Here is a 16,692-nt window from a genome sequence, read left to right as displayed (position 1 = left end):
AAAGGAAGAAACACATGAGTACAGTGATGGAACCAACCGGCACCGCCCCGGCAAAAATGCAAGTTGGCATCAAACTGCGCGGTGCGGAAAAGGTCGCGCGGATTCCGGTCAAGATCATCCCGACCGATGAACTCCCTCGCAAACCCGACTGGATCCGGGTGCGCATGCCGATTTCTCCCGAGGTCGACCGGATCAAGCAACTGCTGCGCAAACACAAGCTGCACAGCGTTTGCGAAGAAGCGTCCTGCCCGAACCTTGGCGAGTGTTTTTCCGGTGGCACGGCGACCTTCATGATCATGGGCGACATCTGCACCCGTCGGTGCCCGTTCTGCGATGTCGGCCACGGCCGGCCGAAACCGCTCGACGCCGATGAGCCGATGAGCCTCGCCGTGGCCATCGCCGACCTGCGCCTGAAGTACGTGGTCATCACTTCGGTGGACCGCGATGATCTGCGCGATGGCGGCGCCCAACACTTTGTCGATTGCCTGCGCGAAATCCGCAAATTGTCGCCGGGCGTGCAACTGGAAACCCTGGTCCCGGACTATCGCGGGCGCATGGACGTCGCGCTGGCGATCACCGCCACTGAGCCACCCGATGTGTTCAACCACAACCTGGAAACCGTGCCGCGCCTGTATAAAGCGGCGCGACCGGGTTCGGATTTCGAGTGGTCACTGGACCTGTTGCAGAAGTTCAAAGTATTGGTTCCGTCCGTGCCGACCAAATCCGGCCTGATGCTGGGCCTCGGCGAAACCGACGAGGAAGTCATCGAGGTGATGCAGCGCATGCGCGAGCACGATGTCGACATGCTCACGCTCGGCCAGTACCTGCAACCGTCACGCAGTCACTTGCCAGTCCAGCGCTTCGTGCACCCGGACGTGTTTGCCTGGTTTGCCGAGGAAGGTGCGCGCATGGGTTTCAAGAACGTCGCGTCTGGCCCGTTGGTGCGCTCGTCCTACCATGCCGACCAACAGGTGCAAGGAGCGAAGTCGGTTGAACGCTGAGGTGTATCGCCGGGAGAGAAAATCACAGGCATAAAAAAACGCCAGACCGGTCAGGTCTGGCGTTTCTTGAAATATGGCAGGGGCGGCTGGATTTGAACCAACGCATGGCAGGATCAAAACCTGCTGCCTTACCGCTTGGCGACGCCCCTGTAGCAATTGCTACGAACGGGCGGAAATTTATCAACTTTCCCGCAACATGGGAAGCCCTTACCGAACATATTTTTGTTCTAAAACAGCCACTTAACATTAATCAAGTTTAGTTACAACGGGCACGACGCCAGATTAAACCCGTGGCTGATGATTGGTCACACAGTGGATGCCGCCGCCACCGGCCGAGATTGCATCAATGTTGAGCTGCACCACCTCACGGTCCGGGTAGAGCTCGGACAACAGGTCGAAGGCCTTGGTATCGGCCGCTTTGTCGCCGAACTCAGGCGCAATGACCGCCCCGTTGATCACGAAGTAGTTGATGTAGCCAGCGGCAAAATCCGGGTTGTTTTTGTTGAACTTGCTTTTGCGCGGGTTCAGCGGCGGCGACACGGTGTGCACTTGCAGCTTGCGGCCATCGGCGTCCGTGGCGTTTTTCAGAATGTCCAGGTGGGCCAATGTCACTTTGCGGTCGTAGGATTCGGGGTCGTTGTCGAGGTTGGCGATCACCACCCCCGGCTTGACGAAACGCGCATAGAAGTCGACATGGGCGTCGGTGATGTCCTTGCCTTTGATGCCCGGCAGCCAAATGATTTTGCGCAAGCCGAGGCGTTCCTTCAGCTCTTGCTCGACCTCGGCTTTGCTCCAGTCCGGGTTGCGATTGCTGTTGATCCAACTGCTTTCGGTCATGATCCCGGTGCCGTGACCGTCCACTTCGATACCACCGCCCTCGCCCACCAGTTCGCTGCGCAGGTAGCTGGCCTTGGCGTTTTTGGCGACCAGCGCGGCCAGTTTCGCGTCCTTGGCATGCCGTTGTTTGTTGCCCCAGCCATTGAAGTTGAAGTCGACGGCGCCCAATCCGCCGTCCCCGTCGATGACGAAGTTGGCGCCGATGTCACGCATCCAGATATCGTCGAGCTCAGTGGTGACGTAGGTGACGCCCGACGTGCCGCAGTGCTCTTCGGCCAGTTCCCGCTCGCTGGCGCGGCAGAACACGGTCACCGGCTCGTAGTCGGCGATGGTGCGCGCGATCAGGCCAAGGGCCTCTTGCACGTCGGCGGTAAAGTCTTCCCAGATCGCCTCCTGCGCGCCAAAGGCAATGAACGCACGCTGATGTTTGTCGCCTTCGTCCGGCATGAACCATTGCCCCCCGGTGGCAGCGTGTGTTGACACCGGCGAGAGGCTGAACCCCATGGACGCAGCGGCGCCTATACCTGCGATTACTGATGCGTGTTTGATGAACTGGCGACGCGTCGACATGTGTGAATCCTTGAATAGCTGTTCGTTATTGCTGAAAGATTGAAGGCCGGCACCGGGTGCCGACCGAACGTCACTGGGCAGTGGCGGTCTTGAACTTGGTCCAGGTGCGCATGCGCGCGCGCATATCGGATTGGGGGATGTCCTTGCCCGGAATCAGCCGTTCATACGTGGCTTCATCGAGGTAAATGTCCGGGTTATTACGCATGGCCGCATCGACGCTCGGACGCGCCTTCGCGTTGGACGTAGGGTAGCCGGTGAAGTTGCTGATGGCGGCCATGTTCTCCGGGCGCATGACAAAGTTGATGAACGCGTAGGCGTACTCCGGGTGTTTGGCGTCGACCGGTATCGCCATGGTGTCCATCCACACCGTGGTGCCTTCACGGGGCACGCGATACTGGAACGTGGTGTTCTTGCCGGCGCTGTCCGAGGTCCGTTGCGCCTGTGTCATGTCGCCGCTGTAGCCAAGCGACAGACACAGGTTGCCATTGACCAGATCAGTCACCGGTTGCGACTGGAACTTGCGAATGTGCGGTCGCAGTTTCATCAGCAAGTCACTGGCCGCAGCAAGGTCCTGAGGCTTGGCGCTACGGGGATCCTTGCCCAGGTAATTGAGCACCACCGCCAGCACTTCGTCCGGCGAATCGATCATCGAGATACCGCAATCGGCGAACCGAGCGGCCAGCTCCGGTTTGAACAGCATGTCCAGGCTGTTGACCGGTGCATCCGGCATGCGCTGCTTGATCTGCTCGGCGTTGTAGGTCAGGCCGATGGTGCCCCAGGTGTAGGGAACGGTGGCCTTGCTCGAATGCTCATAGTGCGAACGCAACTTCTGCAAACCGGGTTCGACGTCATCCAGCGCGATGACTTTTGACTGATCCAGCGGCTGCAGGCTGCCCGCACGCATCAAGCGTTCGGCGACGGTGTCGCCGGGGAAGATCAAGTCGTAACCGCTGCCGCCAGCGAGCATCTTGGCTTCCAGCGTTTCACTGCCGTCCATGACGTCGTAGATCACTTTGATCCCGGTTTCGGCGGTGAATCGGCTGAGCGTGTCCTCGGCAAAGTAATCAGCCCAGTTGTACAGCCGCAGCGTTTTCTCTTCGGCGTGCAGCGACGGAATCACGCAGCACAGGGCCAGGCCCAAGGCGCCGAGCACGCGTTTGTTGGCGATTTGCATGTCAAACCCCTTGAGTATTCCAGCGTGCATTGAGGTGACGACCGTCCTGACTCAACAACGCCCCGTACATGTCCGGGCGGCGATCGCGGTAAATGCCCCAGCTCAAGCGTTCTTCGCGCATCGCGGCCAGGTCCAGGTTGTGCACCAACACGCCCGTGCTGTCGCGGTCGGCTTCGGCGAGCATCTTGCCCTTGTGGTTACAGATAAAGGACGAACCGTAGAAGCTCATTTGCAGCTCGGGATCGGTGGTCGCCACTTCGCGGCCGACGCGGTTGGCAGCCACCACTGGCAGGATGTTGGCCGCCGCATGACCGCGCATGGTCATTTGCCAATGGTCCCGGGAATCCAGGGTCGTGCAGCCAGGCTCAGAGCCGATGGCGGTGGGAAACAGCAGGACTTCAGCGCCCATCAACGCCAGGCAACGCGCGGTCTCGGGAAACCACTGATCCCAGCAGATGCCCACGCCGAGGCGGCCGAACGCGGTGTCCCAGACCCGAAAACCGGTATCGCCGGGGCTGAAATATTCCTTCTCCTGATAACCGATGGCGTTGGGGATGTGGGTCTTGCGATACACACCCAACAAGCGCCCGTCGGCATCGGCCACGCTCAACGAATTGAAGTACGCGTTGCCGGCCTTCTCGAACCAGCTCAGCGGCAACACCACACCCAACTCCTTGGCCAGCGCGGCGAAACGCTTGAGCACAGGACTGTCGCGATATTCTTCGGCCAGCGCCAAGTGTTTGTGGCTTTGTTCGATGCAAAAATACGGCGTGGCAAACAGCTCCTGCAGCAGGATGACCTGGGCGCCCTTGGCCGCCGCGTCGCGCACTAACTGCTCGGCCTGATCGAGGTTGTGTTGCAGGTTCCAGGTGCAAGGCATCTGGGTGGTGGCAATCGTCAAAAGTGTCATCAGATCAACCCTCCACTGGCCATGCCGGTTGCTGCTGGGTGATGCAATGCACCCCACCGCCGCCATGGGCCAGATGATTGATCCGCACCGGCACCACTTCCCGCCCGGGGAACGCCTGGCGCAATACGTCGGCCGCGACGTGGTCGGCATCGATGCCGTAGGCCGGCATGATGATCGCGCCGTTGGCGATGTAGAAATTGGTGTAGGAAGCGCAGAACACTTCAGCGTCGGTGTCGACGGCATCGGTGGCTTCATACAATTCGATCAGCTCGAACTTGCGCCCTTGGGCATCGGTTGCCAGCTCCAGCGCACGACGGTTTTCGCGGACCACTTCGGCATACACCGAGCCTTGATCGCGGGTGGCGTCGACCAGCAACACACCAGGGCGGGCAAATGCACAGACGCCATCGACATGGCCATCAGTCATGTCACCGGTCACATAGTCCGGATCGCCCGGCAGCCAGATGGTCTTCTTCACGCCCAGCAAACGCGTGAAGATCTCCTCCATGTCAGCCTTGCTCATAATCGGGTTGCGGTTAGGGTTGAGCAGCACCGACTCAGTGGTGATCAGCGTGCCCTCGCCGTCCACATGGATGGCCCCGCCTTCGTTGCTCAGCGGTGTGCCAAAGCACGGCAAGCCCAGATGATTGAGCGCGCGGCGCGCCAGGCTTTCGTCCAGATCATGCACCGACTTGCCGCCCCACGCGTTGAAGCGCCAGCTCACACCGGCCAGACCTTGTTGCGGATGGCAGACGAAACTCGGGCCGGAGTCGCGGCACCAACTGTCGTTTACCGCCAGGGCGATCAGTTCGATGCTGGGCCCGCACAAGGCTTTGGCACTGGTAATGGCGGATGGATCGACGACCATTTTCACCGGCTCGAAACGGGCAATGGCATTGGCTACACGGGCGAAGTCTTCTTGCACCAGTGCCAGCGTCACGCCCCAACCCGATTCCCAAAGTGCCTGGTTGTGCGGCCAGACCATCCAGGTCGCGGCGTGTCGAGCCCACTCAGCCGGCATCCACCAGCCACTGTTTCGAATTTCGTTCTGCTGCATGACAAGCACCTTTAAGTTAAGCCATTGTGTTCAACGAAAACTGCCTTGGCGGTCTTGGCATGCATGCTACGGCTGTAAAAATGGGCGAACAAACGATGGATTTAGTGGAAAACTGATTAGGAAACCTTATCGATGCTCAAGCACTGGCCCCCGCTCGGCACCCTTCGCGGCTTTGAAGCCGCCGCCCGTTTGGGCAGTTTTCACAAGGCGGCCGACGAGTTGCACCTCACTCAGTCGGCCATCAGTCAGCAGATCCGCAGCCTTGAGGCGTACCTGGAACAACCCCTGTTCTTTCGCAGCGGTCGCAGTGTCAGCCTGACCGATGCCGGCCACGATCTGCTCAGCACCACCCAGGCACTGCTGCAACAATTGGCCGTCGGCATTCGGCGTCTCGGGCAATACCAGAAGCCCAATCAACTGGTACTCAACACCACGCCGGCGTTCGCGCGTCATTGGCTGTTGCCACGCTTGGGGGACTTCCGCCGTCAGCATCCGGAGGTGGACCTGTGGATTTACAGCACCGATGAAGTCCCGGACATGACCACCCAGACCATCGACATTGCGGTGCGCGACGACATCAGCTCCCAGGCCGAATGCAGCTTCAAAGTGCTGCACGCCGACCGCCTCTTCCCGGCCTGCCATCCGAGCCAATTGGCGCTGGCGAGCGAACAGCGCAGCACCCTGCATGGCGAGCGGGAAATGGACTGGAGCCATTGGGCGGTGGAAGCCGGGATCGATGTCGGCCAGCAAGATCAGGGGCTGAATTTCTCCGACCCCGGCCTGCTGCTGGACGCTGCCTGCGCGGGGCTTGGCATCGCCCTGGTCAGCCAGTTACTGAGCCGGCAGGCGTGCGCTGACGGGTTGTTGCAACCCTTGGTGGAACAAACCATTCGCGGCCCGAACTGGGCGTTGTTGACCCACCGTGACAGCGAGAGCAATGCGAAGAGTTTCAGTGAGTGGCTGGTGAGTCAGTTGGAGGGGGCAGATTCGTGACCGATACCACTGCGCTGGCGCCTCGTAAATGACTGGCGCCCCGGTTTTCCGTCATTGTGCCGACTGCGCGATGCGCCCTTGCGACGCCCCGGGCAGTAAACAGCCCTTGGCCATCCATGGGCAGTCTCTGGCCCAGCGATAATCGGTTTCCAGATCACCGCGATCATTGTAATAAGCCAAACGCAGTTGACGGGCATTCAGGTCGAGTTTGGCAAACCCGGCCCGTGATGCGGCGAACGCACTGTCCGGCGCAGGTGTATTCAGGGCATAAAGTCTCTGCCCTCCCGCACCGGAGATGACCCACGCGGGCTCCCCGGCGCGCAGCAGTAATTGCTGATTGTGATCATGGCCTGACAAAAGCAGATCGACATTGTTGCGTTGCAAGGCCGGCAGAAGCCTGGCAACCAGATCCGACTCCTCGCCATGTTGCCCCTGATTGCGCACCGGGTGGTGGGACGCAGCGATCCGCCACACCGGACCCGGACCGGGTGCCTGGAATGCCTGATCGATCATGTCGATTTGCTGCTGCAAACTTTCACGCGGTGCCGACGTGTCGAGGAACACCATTCGCACCAAGGGGCGCCCGTCGACGTCACCGAAATCCTTGACGTAAAAGTTCGCCGGCATCTGCCAGCGGCCCGATCCCTTGTGCTGCTGTCCGTATTCGATCTCATACTGCTGCGACGCCGGGTAATCGTGATTGCCCAGCACCGCATAGAACGGCACATGACTGAGCCAATGGCCCCAATAGACACGCTCGAATCGGGTCTGCCAGTTGAGGTCGTGGGTGCTGGCTAACGGCTTGCCGTAGAAGTTGTCACCCAGAAACACCACCATGTTCAGTCGCCCCTCATTGGCGGCGACTCGTTCCATGGCCCGCCCCACCCGCCACTGCTGCAGGTTACCGCTGCCTTGATCGCCCACGGCGATCATCGATACCGACGCAGGGTCCAGCGCACTCAACGGAACATAAGGCGATGGGGGCGTATACAGCCAATCCCCCCCGGCGATCAGCAGAAGAACAATGGTGACGCCAGAGCAAATCACTACTTTCCTGAACACCGAACGTTTTGCAATAGAGGATGAAGTCGTGCGTTTCAATCGGTCACTCACTGGGTATCGGCAGGCGGGGAAGTCAGGTTCAACCTCCCCTTCAATAGATCACTCCAGTTGTTGGTACTTCGTTAAAAATTCGTACCGCATTCATTTTGAAGTCTGCTTTTGCGCCCTACCCCGCCTCCATTCGACGTTGCGCGCCTCTCGGAAGACCTCCCGTCCGCAAGTCCGGCTTTTTTTCGGCACCGTTCGAGGTGAGTTGCCTCCCGATCAGCTAGGGTGAATCGCAAGCCCCTTCTCAGGCACCCCCCATGAACTCGTACCTCACGCTGTTCTTCGGAATGTTTACCACCCTCCTGGCGATCATCAATCCATTGGAGGCCATTCCTGTGTTCTTGGGGTTGCTACATGACAAGGACGCCGCCGAGTTGCGCCGAGTAGCGCGCAAAGCGTGCCTCTATGCACTGTTGTTGATGTTCTTTTTTCTGATTTTCGGCAACCTGCTGCTGCGTCTGTTCGAGGTGCCCCTGAGCATGATTCGGGTGGTCGGCGGGTTGATCCTGATGAAAATCGGCTTCGAGCTTTTCGCCCCCTCGCCCAACAGCAGCCTGATTCCCAGCAGCGTCAAGGGTGACCAGGACATTGCCTTCATCCCGATGGCCATGCCGATCATGTTTGGCCCCGGCGCCATCGCTACCGTTATTGGCTTGACCAGCACCATCAAGGACTCCAATCGCGCGGTGATGTCGTTCGCTGTCGTGGCCCTGGCCATCTGCGCCACGATGTTCACCACCTACCTGTCACTGGTCTACGCCAAGGGCATATTGAAAAAGATCGGCCCGCAAGGCATCGACGCCGCGACCCGCATCGTCGGTTTTTTTGTCTCGGCCATGGGCGTGGGCCTTATCTTCCACGGCACGGTGGAATTCCTCCAGTCGTACGGCGTGCTCCTCAATGCGGTGGCGAAGTAGGCACGTTCTTGGCGGTCGTTGATCTAATCCATAGCTTTCCCGCCCCGTCACGATCAAAACAGCCTTTAAGCGGTTCATCAAAAATCTTCAGCATTGAGTTCGGCCCAACAGACAATTGACTGGTTTGAACTCACCATGAGCATTCTCAGACAAAAAAAAGCCCCGCTACCGAATGCGGTGCGGGGCAAAGAATTGGTTGGTTGCGGCCAACCAAAGGAGCACGGTGAAAAGCGTTTACGAGTCAGGGTCAGATGCAATCCTGTGCAGCGCGTTGAAAACTCGAAGGCAGCAAGTTCGAAGCCAGCAGATGCCGCTCGTAGATGAACACCTTGCCGCCGTTCCCGGCCTTGTAGGCTTCCAGTACGTTATCCGTCGAGATTTTGCTCGGCACCACGATCCGGTAGCTGCGCTGGGTCTGCGAGACAGTCGGGGTCAACGCATTGCCCTGCAATTTCGGCACGACGCAGTCAGCGTATTGAGCTGGGGTCTTGCTGGTCTGCAAGGTCAGCGTCGGATCGTTCGGCGCCGACGCACAACCGGCGAGCAACAAAGAGGCAAACGCCATGACGGGTACGAATAAACGGCGCATCGGGCTCATCCTGAAAATAAAAGGTTCAGTTCATCCAGCAACGGAACAGCCTCAAGGGCGCCGCCATTGCCATCAGGTCAATGTCTCATCGCCTGAATTTCTTGAGCGGCGTGTTCGATGGACGCGATTTTCCGACTATTTCCGACAAATCAGAACTTGCGTTTCGTAATGGTCACTATTACTTCTAACAATAGTTGTGCGCCGGGCAGACGAATGCGCACTCAATCACAACTGGAAAAGATTGATGAGGATCTCTCCTTGAGAACTTTTGACCTGATTCGCGATGCCGTTTTGCCCGACTTCCGTGACCGGGTGGCCGACTACCTGATCCAGTACGAAAGCGTTCTGTTGGGCGAAAACGCGTCCGACCCGGAGCTTGTCCGAGACACCGCCCATCAGTTGCGCGGTTATTTACGCGGGTTGAACACCATGCGGGTGTTGGGCATGGCGGATTGGGAGGAGCTGGATCGCAGGGTGGTGAATACGTGGCTTCAGCAACTGGACAAACACGGGCTCGAATAGCGACATTAAAACAGCGCAGCTCCGTATAGCTGCTCTAACGCTTCGCATCCAGCACTAATGGGTGCCATACCAAGAAGGCAGAGCACCCCGATTGAATATCGATACCCGCATCAAATTCCGTCATCTGGTGTGTTTTCTCGAGGTGGCGCGCCAGGGCAGCCTCGCACGTGCTTGCGTCAAGTTGGCAATCAGCCAACCGGCACTGTCCAAGACGCTAAAGGAACTGGAAACCCTGCTGGAAGCCACACTGTTTGAACGGGGTAAAAAAGGCTCGACGCTGACCGAATCCGGCGTGGCCTTTTTGCGATACGCAGGACCGAGTGTGCAATCGCTGCGCGAAGGGGTTAACAGTTTGCGCTCCGGTGTGCATGAGCCCATTACCGTGCAGCTCGGCGTACTGTCCACCGTCGAAAGTCAGTTGGTGCCTGAAGTTGTCTGCCGTTTACACGACCGCCACCCCGCATTGGTGGTCAGTGTCGTGACCGGGCCAAGTGCCTATTTGCTGTCCCGACTGCGTGTCGGTGAACTGGATCTGGTGGTGGGCAGAATGACCGATAGCCCCTTTATTTCCGGGCTGGCGTTCGAACATCTCTACAGCGAGTCCATGACCCTGGTGGTTCGCACTGGCCATCCGGTGCTCGCCGATCCAGCAGGGCATCAAAACCTCGAACGCTATCCGCTGGTATTGCCGTCGGCGGGGACCACCATCCGCCAGTTCGCCGACAGTCTGTTTGTGCAACACGGGATAACGCCTTCACGCCAACGCCTGGAAACCTTGTCGATAGCCCTGAGCCGGCGCTACGTACAATGCAGTCAGGCCATCTGGGTCGCACCACTTGATGCGGTCAGGCAGGATTTGCGGCAAGGAGAGTTGGTGGAGCTGGATCTGGGGATGCGTGAGCCAGGCGGTTCCGTGGGGCTATGCACAAACCCTGCGTTGCCGGTGACACCCGCGGCGCAGTGGTGCGTGGAGGCCTTGCGCGAGGTTGGCCAGGAATATCGTGACGGAGAATATCCATAACCATTTGGACATGGATAAGGTCGTTTTTTTCAATTTTGGGTTGGGCCGCATCAGCGGAAACTGGGTGTCGAGTCGCTGCCAACGCAGTCTCTGCCTCCAACCATAACAATAGGAAAAACGACATGTCTGATGCGCACGACAGCCGCTTCGTCATCCGTGACCGTAATTGGCATCCCAAAGCCCTGACACCGGACTACAAGACATCCATCCTGCGATCTCCCCGTCAGGCACTGGTGAGCATCCCCCAGTCATTATCCGAAACCAGCGGCCCGGATTTTTCCCATCTGAAGCTGGGTCAGCACGATAACGATCTGCTGTTGAACTTCAATTATGGTGGCCTGCCGATCGGAGAGCGAATCATCGTCGCAGGTCGAGTGTGTGATCAGTACGGCAAGCCAATCCCTCACACGTTGGTGGAGATGTGGCAGGCCAATGCCGGCGGCCGTTATCGGCATAAAAAAGACAGTTACCTGGCCCCCCTTGACCCGAATTTCGGCGGGGTTGGCCGAGCGTTGACGGACCGCGATGGCAACTACAGTTTCCGCACCGTCAAACCCGGCCCCTACCCATGGCGCAACGGCCCCAACGATTGGCGACCGGCCCATATCCACGTCTCCATCAGTGGCCCGTCAATTGCCACGCGTTTGATTACTCAGCTGTATTTCGAAGGTGATCCGCTCATCCCGATGTGCCCCATCGTCAAGTCGATTTCGAATCAGGAAGCGGTGCAGAGTTTGATCGCCAAGCTGGATATGAGCATGGCCAATCCAATGGATTGCCTGGCTTATCGTTTTGATATCGTCCTGCGCGGCCAGCGCAAGACCCACTTCGAAAACCGCTGAGGAGGCCTGCACATGCCCGTTCAACTTCTGCCTGAAACCCCGTCGCAAACGGCCGGCCCTTATGTCCATATCGGCTTGGCGCTGGAGGCTGCCGGCAACGCGCCGCGCGAACAGGAAATCTGGAACCACATGGCTAAACCTGACGCGCCAGGTGAGCACATTTTATTGATGGGCCAGGTGTATGACGGCAACGGCCACCTGATTCGTGACGCGTTTCTGGAGTTCTGGCAGGCGAATCACGAAGGCGACTTCGACACGGCTTACGACCTGGAAAAACCCTTCAACTGTTTTGGCCGCACCGCCACGACAGATATCGGTGAATGGACGATCAAAACCATCAAGCCGGGCACGCTGAAAAATGCCTCAGGCGTTGCCATGGCCGCGCATATCAACGTGGCGCTGTTTGCCCGGGGTATCAACATCCACTTGCAGACCCGCCTGTACTTCGACGATGAACCCGAGGCGAATGCCGTGGACCCCGTATTGAATCTGATCGAACAACCCCATCGGCGCGAATCCCTGATTGCCAGGCGCTGTACCGTTGATGGCAAGTTGGCCTACCGCTTCGACATTCATGTGCAAGGCGAATCGGAAACGGTGTTCTTCGACTTCTAACGATGCAGGCACGGTGTTGAGATGCAAACGCTCAACACCGTGGGCATTTTCCCCTGTTCATGCTCGCTGCAACACCGACTCACCCGCCTTCGGTGGCAATCGCCGGTTGTCCAGCAAAGCAATCGCTGCAATCACCGCCACACACAGGAACGTCAGCTGAAAGTCGACCGTCTCTGCGTGGCCGTTATTGCCATGAATGCTCATCGCGAGCCGTAGCAGCAACGCGCCCGTGGCAACCCCCATCGCCATGCTCAGTTGGAAAAACATACTGAACAGGGTCGACGCATCGCTCATCTGCTCCTTTGGGACATCGGCAAAACCCAACGTGTTGAACGCGGTGAATTGCATGGACCGTGACAAGCCACCGACAAACAGAATGAACAAGACCAACGCCCAACTCATGCGCTCATCCAGCAACGCACAGGCCGCAATGGCCATTACGCCGAGGATGCCGTTGATCATCAGCACCGGGCGAAATCCGAAGCGTTGCATCACCCTCGTGGTGAACGGCTTCATGGCCAGATTGCCCGCAAAGACAGCCAACACCAGTAACCCCGCATCCAACGCAGAAAGACCGAAGGCCAGTTGAAACATCAGCGGCAGGAGAAACGGCAAGGTGCTGATGGCGATCCGAAAAATCGACCCGCCACACAGACAGACACTGAAGGTGCGGACTCCCAAGACATCCAGCGCCAGTAACGGTTGGTCCTGCCGACGCAGATGTCGCCAGGCTAAGACACCGAGCATCACGCCTGCGCAACCGAGTGACAGTGCCGGCCACACATTGGCACGGCTTTGCCCCAGCAGCTCGACACCAAACAGCAGCGCGGCGCTGGCGCCAGCAACGAGCAGAAAACCACTGAAATCGAAAGACCGGGCAATGACAGGGTCTCGCTTGGGAATCAAGACGAGCGCGGCAATCATGGCCAACACGCCCAGCGGAAGATTGAGGTAGAAAATCCACGGCCAGGAAGCGTGGGTGACGATGAAACCACCCAACGGGGGGCCAAGAACCGGTGCGACCAGACCGGGCCAGGTAATCACAGAGATCGCTCGCACGAGGTCTTTCTTCTCGGTCGTACGAAGCACTGCCAGGCGCCCGACCGGTACCATCATCGCTCCGCTGATTCCCTGCAGCACGCGCGCGGCGACAAAGGTTGGCAGGCTGTCACTCAACCCACACAGCAATGAAGACAGACAAAACAGCACGATCGCCGAACTGAATATAAAGCGTGAACCGAAGCGATCAGCCAGCCAGCCGCTGATGGGGATGAACACCGCAACCGCGAGCATATAGACGCTCATGCCAATGTTCACATCCACCGCCGGCACACCAAACGTCCTGGCCATGTCAGGCAGCGCGGTCGCGATCACGGTGGCGTCGAGATTCTCCATAAAGAACGTGACCGCTACCAACAGGGCAATCAACGTTGAGCGGCGTTGAGACATCGGTCATCCCGGATCAGCCAAGGCATTGGCCGACACTTTACTATCGAAAACGAATGAAAGTCGAAAGGCCCTTAGGGCAAGGTTACCCCCACCCATGAGCCTCCTCGATAAAATGCAGCACCGCACTGGAACGCTCGTCAATTCGGGAAATCAGCGACAGTTCACTGACCATCTCCGGCTGATCCAGCGGCACTATCCGTATGCCAGGCATGGTTAACCGGGTCATGGTTTCCGGCACGATGCTCAGGCCGATGCCGGCTGCGACCAGTCCAGGAATACTCATCAGCGACGGTACGTACATGATGTTTTTGGGATGCAGTTGATTTTGCCGGCAGGCCTGGAGTGTGTGAGACGTCAGGCCAATGCCGGCAACGTCCTGAAGAAATACGAACTTCTCGTGCCGCAATGTCGCGAGTTCACCGGTAAAATTTTCCGCCAATTCATGGTTGTCCGGGATCAACAGAACGAGCCTGGACTGGCTGAAATGGTGGGTGCGCAACCGGTCGGGCAGGTGATCCTTGAACACCCTGGCAAAGGCCAGGTCGAGTTTATGATCGAGCAACATGTCGAACTGCATACGAATACCCGCATCCACCAGCGACACTTTGACCTCGGGAAACGAGCTGAAGTAATGGCGCAGCAGTTGCGGCAAATTGGCCTCGAACAACGCCGAGTGGTAACCGATGTTGATCTCGCCCACTTCTCCACGCCGGGCACGTCGCGCCGCTGCCGCCGCCAGCTCACTGGAATCGATGGATTGGCGCGCGTGAGGCAGAAACGCCTCGCCAGCAGCCGTCAACGTCACACCGCGATTTTCCCGGCGAAACAGTGCCAGGCCCAGTTCGGACTCAAGCGTGCGCATCAATTGGCTGAGTGCCGGTTGGGCAATGCCCAACTGCTCGGCAGCCCGGCTGAAGTGTTGCAGGTCGGCGGCCACGACAAAGGCTTTCAGGTGACGCAGTTCCATAAGGCTTATCCATAAGGCTTATCCATAAGGCTGGCTTATTAATTTATCTGGATTTCGATAATTATTCTGCAAGCAGGATGCGCTAACGTCTACTCACTTCGACGCGTCCTGCCAAAGCCTTTGCCCGAACAGGATCGTGTGGGTAATCCATAACCATAAAAACAATGACGAGCACCTCTATGAGCACGACCAGTAACGAGACTCATGATTTGCGCATGCCTCGCAAAGCAGTGACCGCCGCGACCATTGGCACCGCCCTGGAATGGTTTGACTTCACGCTGTATGGCGCGGTGTCGGCGACCATTTTGCCCAAGTTGTTCTTCCCGGCCATGGAGCCGACCGCTGGGCTGCTGGCTTCGCTGGCGACGTTCGGCGTTGGCCTGGCCGCGCGGCCATTGGGTGCCATCACCTGCGGTTACCTGGGTGACAAACTCGGTCGACGCAACCTGATGCTGGCTACAGTGACCATGATGGGGTTGGCGTCGGTATTGATGGGCCTGTTGCCTACTTATGGCCAGGTGGGTATCTGGGCGCCGATCCTGCTGGTGCTGCTGCGGATCATTCAAGGCTTCGCGTTGGGCGGTGAGTCCACCGGGGCGCAACTGATGGCCCTGGAGCACGCATCCCCCGAACGCCGAGGGCGTTATTCCGGCATGCTCGGGTTGTGTTCACCGCTCAGCCAGATATTGGCCAACGGCGTGTTGATGGGCCTGGCAGCGACGCTTTCAAGTGAGCAGTTTGAAAGTTTTGGCTGGCGAATCCCCTTCTTGATGAGTTTCGTACTGGTGGTGGTCGCGATTTTCATCCGGTTGAAGGTCGATGAAACCCCGGCGTTCGTGGCTCTGAAGAAGACGCCAGCGAAGAAAGAAAAAAGCCCGCTCAAATCCGCACTGGGCAGCCACTACAAAACCATCCTGCGCTTGATGCTGTTTTTCTGCTCGCCCGCTGCGCTGTTCTATTTGATCGTGATTTTTTCCCTGAGCTACCTGACCAAGCATCTGGGCATGAGCCAATCGATGGGCTTCATGTCCCTCATGGTCGCCAACGTCTGCGCGATTTTCGGTGCGCTGGCCGGTGGTTATCTGTCGGATCGCTGGGGCCGTAAAAAGGCGCTGGCCCTGGGCTCGTGCATGACCTTGCTGATCCTGTTCGTCTACTTCCCGATCCTCAACACGCAAAACGTCACCGCGATCATGGCGATCATGGGTCTGTTTTTGGGCTTTACCCAGTTCCAGAGCGGCATCCAGCCGGTGGCATTCGCCGAAGCATTCCCGACCCAGGTCCGTTACTCCGGCTCCGCCCTGGCCTACACCGGCGCCAACCTGGTGATCGGTGGCCCGATGCCGATGATCGCGGTCTGGCTGATGAGCCAGTCGAACAACTCGCCGTGGCCATTGGTGACGCTGTGCGCCGTGATCAACCTGATCTCGCTGGCAATGATCGTCATCGGCCCTGAAACCCGCGGCGTCGACCTCAATGCCGTCGCCGCATCAGACGCTGTCGATACCACTTCTGCCGTCATTCTTTCCAAATAACGCACCAGGACGACCATGAACCGCACCGTCTTCATCCTTAACGGCCCTAACTTGAACTTGCTGGGTCGTCGTGAGCCGCACATTTACGGGCACACCACGCTCGATCAAATCCGGCAACGTACAGAAATGCTGGCCGAGGAACTTGGCCTGGTATGCGACTTTCGCCAGACCAACCACGAGGGCGTAATGGTCGACTGGATTCAGGAGGCCTTCGAGCAAGGCGCGGCCTTGATCATCAACCCGGCCGGCTTTTCGTTTCACTCGATTCCGGTGCTGGACGCCCTGAAGTTGATCGACGCACCACTGATTGAACTGCACCTGTCGAACATCCATGCACGGGACGAACTGCATCGCCACTCAATCATGTCTGGCGTAGTGAACGCGGTGATTTGCGGCATGGGTGCGGACGGTTATCCCCTCGCACTCCGCGCCATTAATGACCTGCTGCGTCGCTAGTTGCCCACGACCCGACACACCTGATCGCTAGACGCTTACACGGCGGCCTCCCGGCTGATGGTTGCCAGGGCCGCCTGCGCCTGAAATTCAGGTGTGGGCCACAAAAACCGCCAAAAAAAATAATAAT

The 16,692-nt window shown here is 58.5% G+C and carries 17 protein-coding genes and 1 tRNA gene; 9 read left to right on the top strand and 9 right to left on the bottom strand.

The genetic code is table 11. The features are described from left to right. The first annotated feature begins 14 nt into the window (after positions 1–14). On the top strand, positions 15–1,001 hold the full coding sequence (lipA, locus tag BMS17_RS23890) for a lipoyl synthase (RefSeq protein WP_077431917.1): 987 nt from the start codon (positions 15–17) through the stop codon (positions 999–1,001). Between the two features lie 74 nt (positions 1,002–1,075). Here lipA and BMS17_RS23885 read toward each other — a convergent pair. The 5 genes from BMS17_RS23885 to BMS17_RS23865 all read right to left on the bottom strand — a co-directional run bounded on the left by BMS17_RS23885 (position 1,076) and on the right by BMS17_RS23865 (position 5,549). Next, positions 1,076–1,150, bottom strand: a tRNA-Gln gene (locus BMS17_RS23885). Positions 1,151–1,283: 133 nt separating this feature from the next. Further along, positions 1,284–2,408, bottom strand: a complete 1,125-nt coding sequence (locus tag BMS17_RS23880) for an agmatine/peptidylarginine deiminase (RefSeq protein WP_077431916.1) — start codon at positions 2,406–2,408, stop codon at positions 1,284–1,286. A gap of 70 nt (positions 2,409–2,478) precedes the next feature. Next, positions 2,479–3,582 (bottom strand): extracellular solute-binding protein, encoded by a 1,104-nt coding sequence (locus BMS17_RS23875; protein WP_077431915.1) that lies wholly within the window; start codon positions 3,580–3,582, stop codon positions 2,479–2,481. A 1-nt stretch (position 3,583) separates the two neighbouring features. Then, positions 3,584–4,492 (bottom strand): N-carbamoylputrescine amidase, encoded by a 909-nt coding sequence (aguB, locus tag BMS17_RS23870; RefSeq protein ID WP_046030489.1) that lies wholly within the window; start codon positions 4,490–4,492, stop codon positions 3,584–3,586. 4 nt (positions 4,493–4,496) lie between these two features. Beyond that, complete coding sequence (locus BMS17_RS23865; RefSeq protein ID WP_077431914.1) at positions 4,497–5,549, bottom strand: agmatine/peptidylarginine deiminase; 1,053 nt, start codon at positions 5,547–5,549, stop codon at positions 4,497–4,499. 132 nt (positions 5,550–5,681) lie between these two features. On the opposite strand from BMS17_RS23865, the gene BMS17_RS23860 reads away from it, so the two are divergent. Then, the gene (locus BMS17_RS23860; protein ID WP_046030494.1) at positions 5,682–6,542 is read left to right on the top strand and encodes a LysR substrate-binding domain-containing protein; all 861 of its coding nucleotides are present in this window, start codon (positions 5,682–5,684) and stop codon (positions 6,540–6,542) included. 51 nt (positions 6,543–6,593) lie between these two features. Here BMS17_RS23860 and BMS17_RS23855 read toward each other — a convergent pair whose 3' ends face one another. After that, positions 6,594–7,589: a metallophosphoesterase gene (locus BMS17_RS23855; RefSeq protein ID WP_256577221.1), complete on the bottom strand. Its 996-nt coding sequence runs from the start codon at positions 7,587–7,589 to the stop codon at positions 6,594–6,596. 320 nt (positions 7,590–7,909) lie between these two features. Between BMS17_RS23855 and BMS17_RS23850 the strand changes: the two genes are divergently transcribed. Beyond that, positions 7,910–8,569, top strand: a complete 660-nt coding sequence (locus tag BMS17_RS23850) for a MarC family protein (protein ID WP_046030499.1) — start codon at positions 7,910–7,912, stop codon at positions 8,567–8,569. Between the two features lie 247 nt (positions 8,570–8,816). Here BMS17_RS23850 and BMS17_RS23845 read toward each other — a convergent pair whose 3' ends face one another. Then, entirely contained in the window at positions 8,817–9,158 is a 342-nt protein-coding gene (locus BMS17_RS23845) for a hypothetical protein (protein WP_046030500.1), read from the bottom strand. Positions 9,159–9,416: 258 nt separating this feature from the next. Here BMS17_RS23845 and BMS17_RS23840 point away from each other — a divergent pair, with 258 nt between their 5' ends. From BMS17_RS23840 to pcaG, 4 genes are all read left to right on the top strand, one after another. After that, positions 9,417–9,680, top strand: coding sequence for a hypothetical protein (locus BMS17_RS23840; protein ID WP_046030602.1), 264 nt, complete (start codon positions 9,417–9,419; stop codon positions 9,678–9,680). A gap of 91 nt (positions 9,681–9,771) precedes the next feature. Next, complete coding sequence (pcaQ, locus tag BMS17_RS23835) at positions 9,772–10,701, top strand: pca operon transcription factor PcaQ (protein WP_077431913.1); 930 nt, start codon at positions 9,772–9,774, stop codon at positions 10,699–10,701. A 122-nt stretch (positions 10,702–10,823) separates the two neighbouring features. After that, positions 10,824–11,543 (top strand): protocatechuate 3,4-dioxygenase subunit beta, encoded by a 720-nt coding sequence (gene pcaH / locus BMS17_RS23830; RefSeq protein WP_077431912.1) that lies wholly within the window; start codon positions 10,824–10,826, stop codon positions 11,541–11,543. Positions 11,544–11,555: 12 nt separating this feature from the next. Continuing rightward, complete coding sequence (gene pcaG, locus BMS17_RS23825) at positions 11,556–12,158, top strand: protocatechuate 3,4-dioxygenase subunit alpha (RefSeq protein WP_077431911.1); 603 nt, start codon at positions 11,556–11,558, stop codon at positions 12,156–12,158. 57 nt (positions 12,159–12,215) lie between these two features. On the opposite strand, the gene BMS17_RS23820 is transcribed toward pcaG, so the two are convergent. Both BMS17_RS23820 and BMS17_RS23815 read right to left on the bottom strand, forming a co-directional pair. After that, on the bottom strand, positions 12,216–13,607 hold the full coding sequence (locus BMS17_RS23820; protein WP_077431910.1) for an MFS transporter: 1,392 nt from the start codon (positions 13,605–13,607) through the stop codon (positions 12,216–12,218). Positions 13,608–13,689: 82 nt separating this feature from the next. After that, the gene (locus BMS17_RS23815; protein ID WP_046030516.1) at positions 13,690–14,574 is read right to left on the bottom strand and encodes a LysR family transcriptional regulator; all 885 of its coding nucleotides are present in this window, start codon (positions 14,572–14,574) and stop codon (positions 13,690–13,692) included. Between the two features lie 179 nt (positions 14,575–14,753). Here BMS17_RS23815 and BMS17_RS23810 point away from each other — a divergent pair, with 179 nt between their 5' ends. Continuing rightward, the gene (locus tag BMS17_RS23810) at positions 14,754–16,109 is read left to right on the top strand and encodes an MFS transporter (RefSeq protein WP_046030518.1); all 1,356 of its coding nucleotides are present in this window, start codon (positions 14,754–14,756) and stop codon (positions 16,107–16,109) included. Positions 16,110–16,124: 15 nt separating this feature from the next. Continuing rightward, positions 16,125–16,565: a type II 3-dehydroquinate dehydratase gene (locus BMS17_RS23805; RefSeq protein WP_046030519.1), complete on the top strand. Its 441-nt coding sequence runs from the start codon at positions 16,125–16,127 to the stop codon at positions 16,563–16,565. The last annotated feature ends 127 nt before the right edge of the window (positions 16,566–16,692 follow it).

Origin of the sequence: Pseudomonas sp. C9, assembly GCF_002000165.1 — a bacterium.
Taxonomy (GTDB): Bacteria; Pseudomonadota; Gammaproteobacteria; order Pseudomonadales; family Pseudomonadaceae; genus Aquipseudomonas.
This window is presented reverse-complemented; position numbering and strand designations above follow the sequence as displayed.

Excerpts from the sequence above, each read along its gene's own strand:
- lipA (WP_077431917.1), top strand. The coding sequence starts at position 15 with ATGAGTACAGTGATGGAACCAACCGGCACCGCCCCGGCAAAAATGCAA.
- BMS17_RS23880 (WP_077431916.1), bottom strand. The coding sequence starts at position 2,408 with ATGTCGACGCGTCGCCAGTTCATCAAACACGCATCAGTAATCGCAGGT.
- BMS17_RS23875 (WP_077431915.1), bottom strand. The coding sequence starts at position 3,582 with ATGCAAATCGCCAACAAACGCGTGCTCGGCGCCTTGGGCCTGGCCCTG.
- aguB (WP_046030489.1), bottom strand. The coding sequence starts at position 4,492 with ATGACACTTTTGACGATTGCCACCACCCAGATGCCTTGCACCTGGAAC.
- BMS17_RS23865 (WP_077431914.1), bottom strand. The coding sequence starts at position 5,549 with ATGCAGCAGAACGAAATTCGAAACAGTGGCTGGTGGATGCCGGCTGAG.
- BMS17_RS23860 (WP_046030494.1), top strand. The coding sequence starts at position 5,682 with ATGCTCAAGCACTGGCCCCCGCTCGGCACCCTTCGCGGCTTTGAAGCC.
- BMS17_RS23850 (WP_046030499.1), top strand. The coding sequence starts at position 7,910 with ATGAACTCGTACCTCACGCTGTTCTTCGGAATGTTTACCACCCTCCTG.
- BMS17_RS23845 (WP_046030500.1), bottom strand. The coding sequence starts at position 9,158 with ATGCGCCGTTTATTCGTACCCGTCATGGCGTTTGCCTCTTTGTTGCTC.
- pcaH (WP_077431912.1), top strand. The coding sequence starts at position 10,824 with ATGTCTGATGCGCACGACAGCCGCTTCGTCATCCGTGACCGTAATTGG.
- pcaG (WP_077431911.1), top strand. The coding sequence starts at position 11,556 with ATGCCCGTTCAACTTCTGCCTGAAACCCCGTCGCAAACGGCCGGCCCT.
- BMS17_RS23820 (WP_077431910.1), bottom strand. The coding sequence starts at position 13,607 with ATGTCTCAACGCCGCTCAACGTTGATTGCCCTGTTGGTAGCGGTCACG.
- BMS17_RS23815 (WP_046030516.1), bottom strand. The coding sequence starts at position 14,574 with ATGGAACTGCGTCACCTGAAAGCCTTTGTCGTGGCCGCCGACCTGCAA.
- BMS17_RS23810 (WP_046030518.1), top strand. The coding sequence starts at position 14,754 with ATGAGCACGACCAGTAACGAGACTCATGATTTGCGCATGCCTCGCAAA.
- BMS17_RS23805 (WP_046030519.1), top strand. The coding sequence starts at position 16,125 with ATGAACCGCACCGTCTTCATCCTTAACGGCCCTAACTTGAACTTGCTG.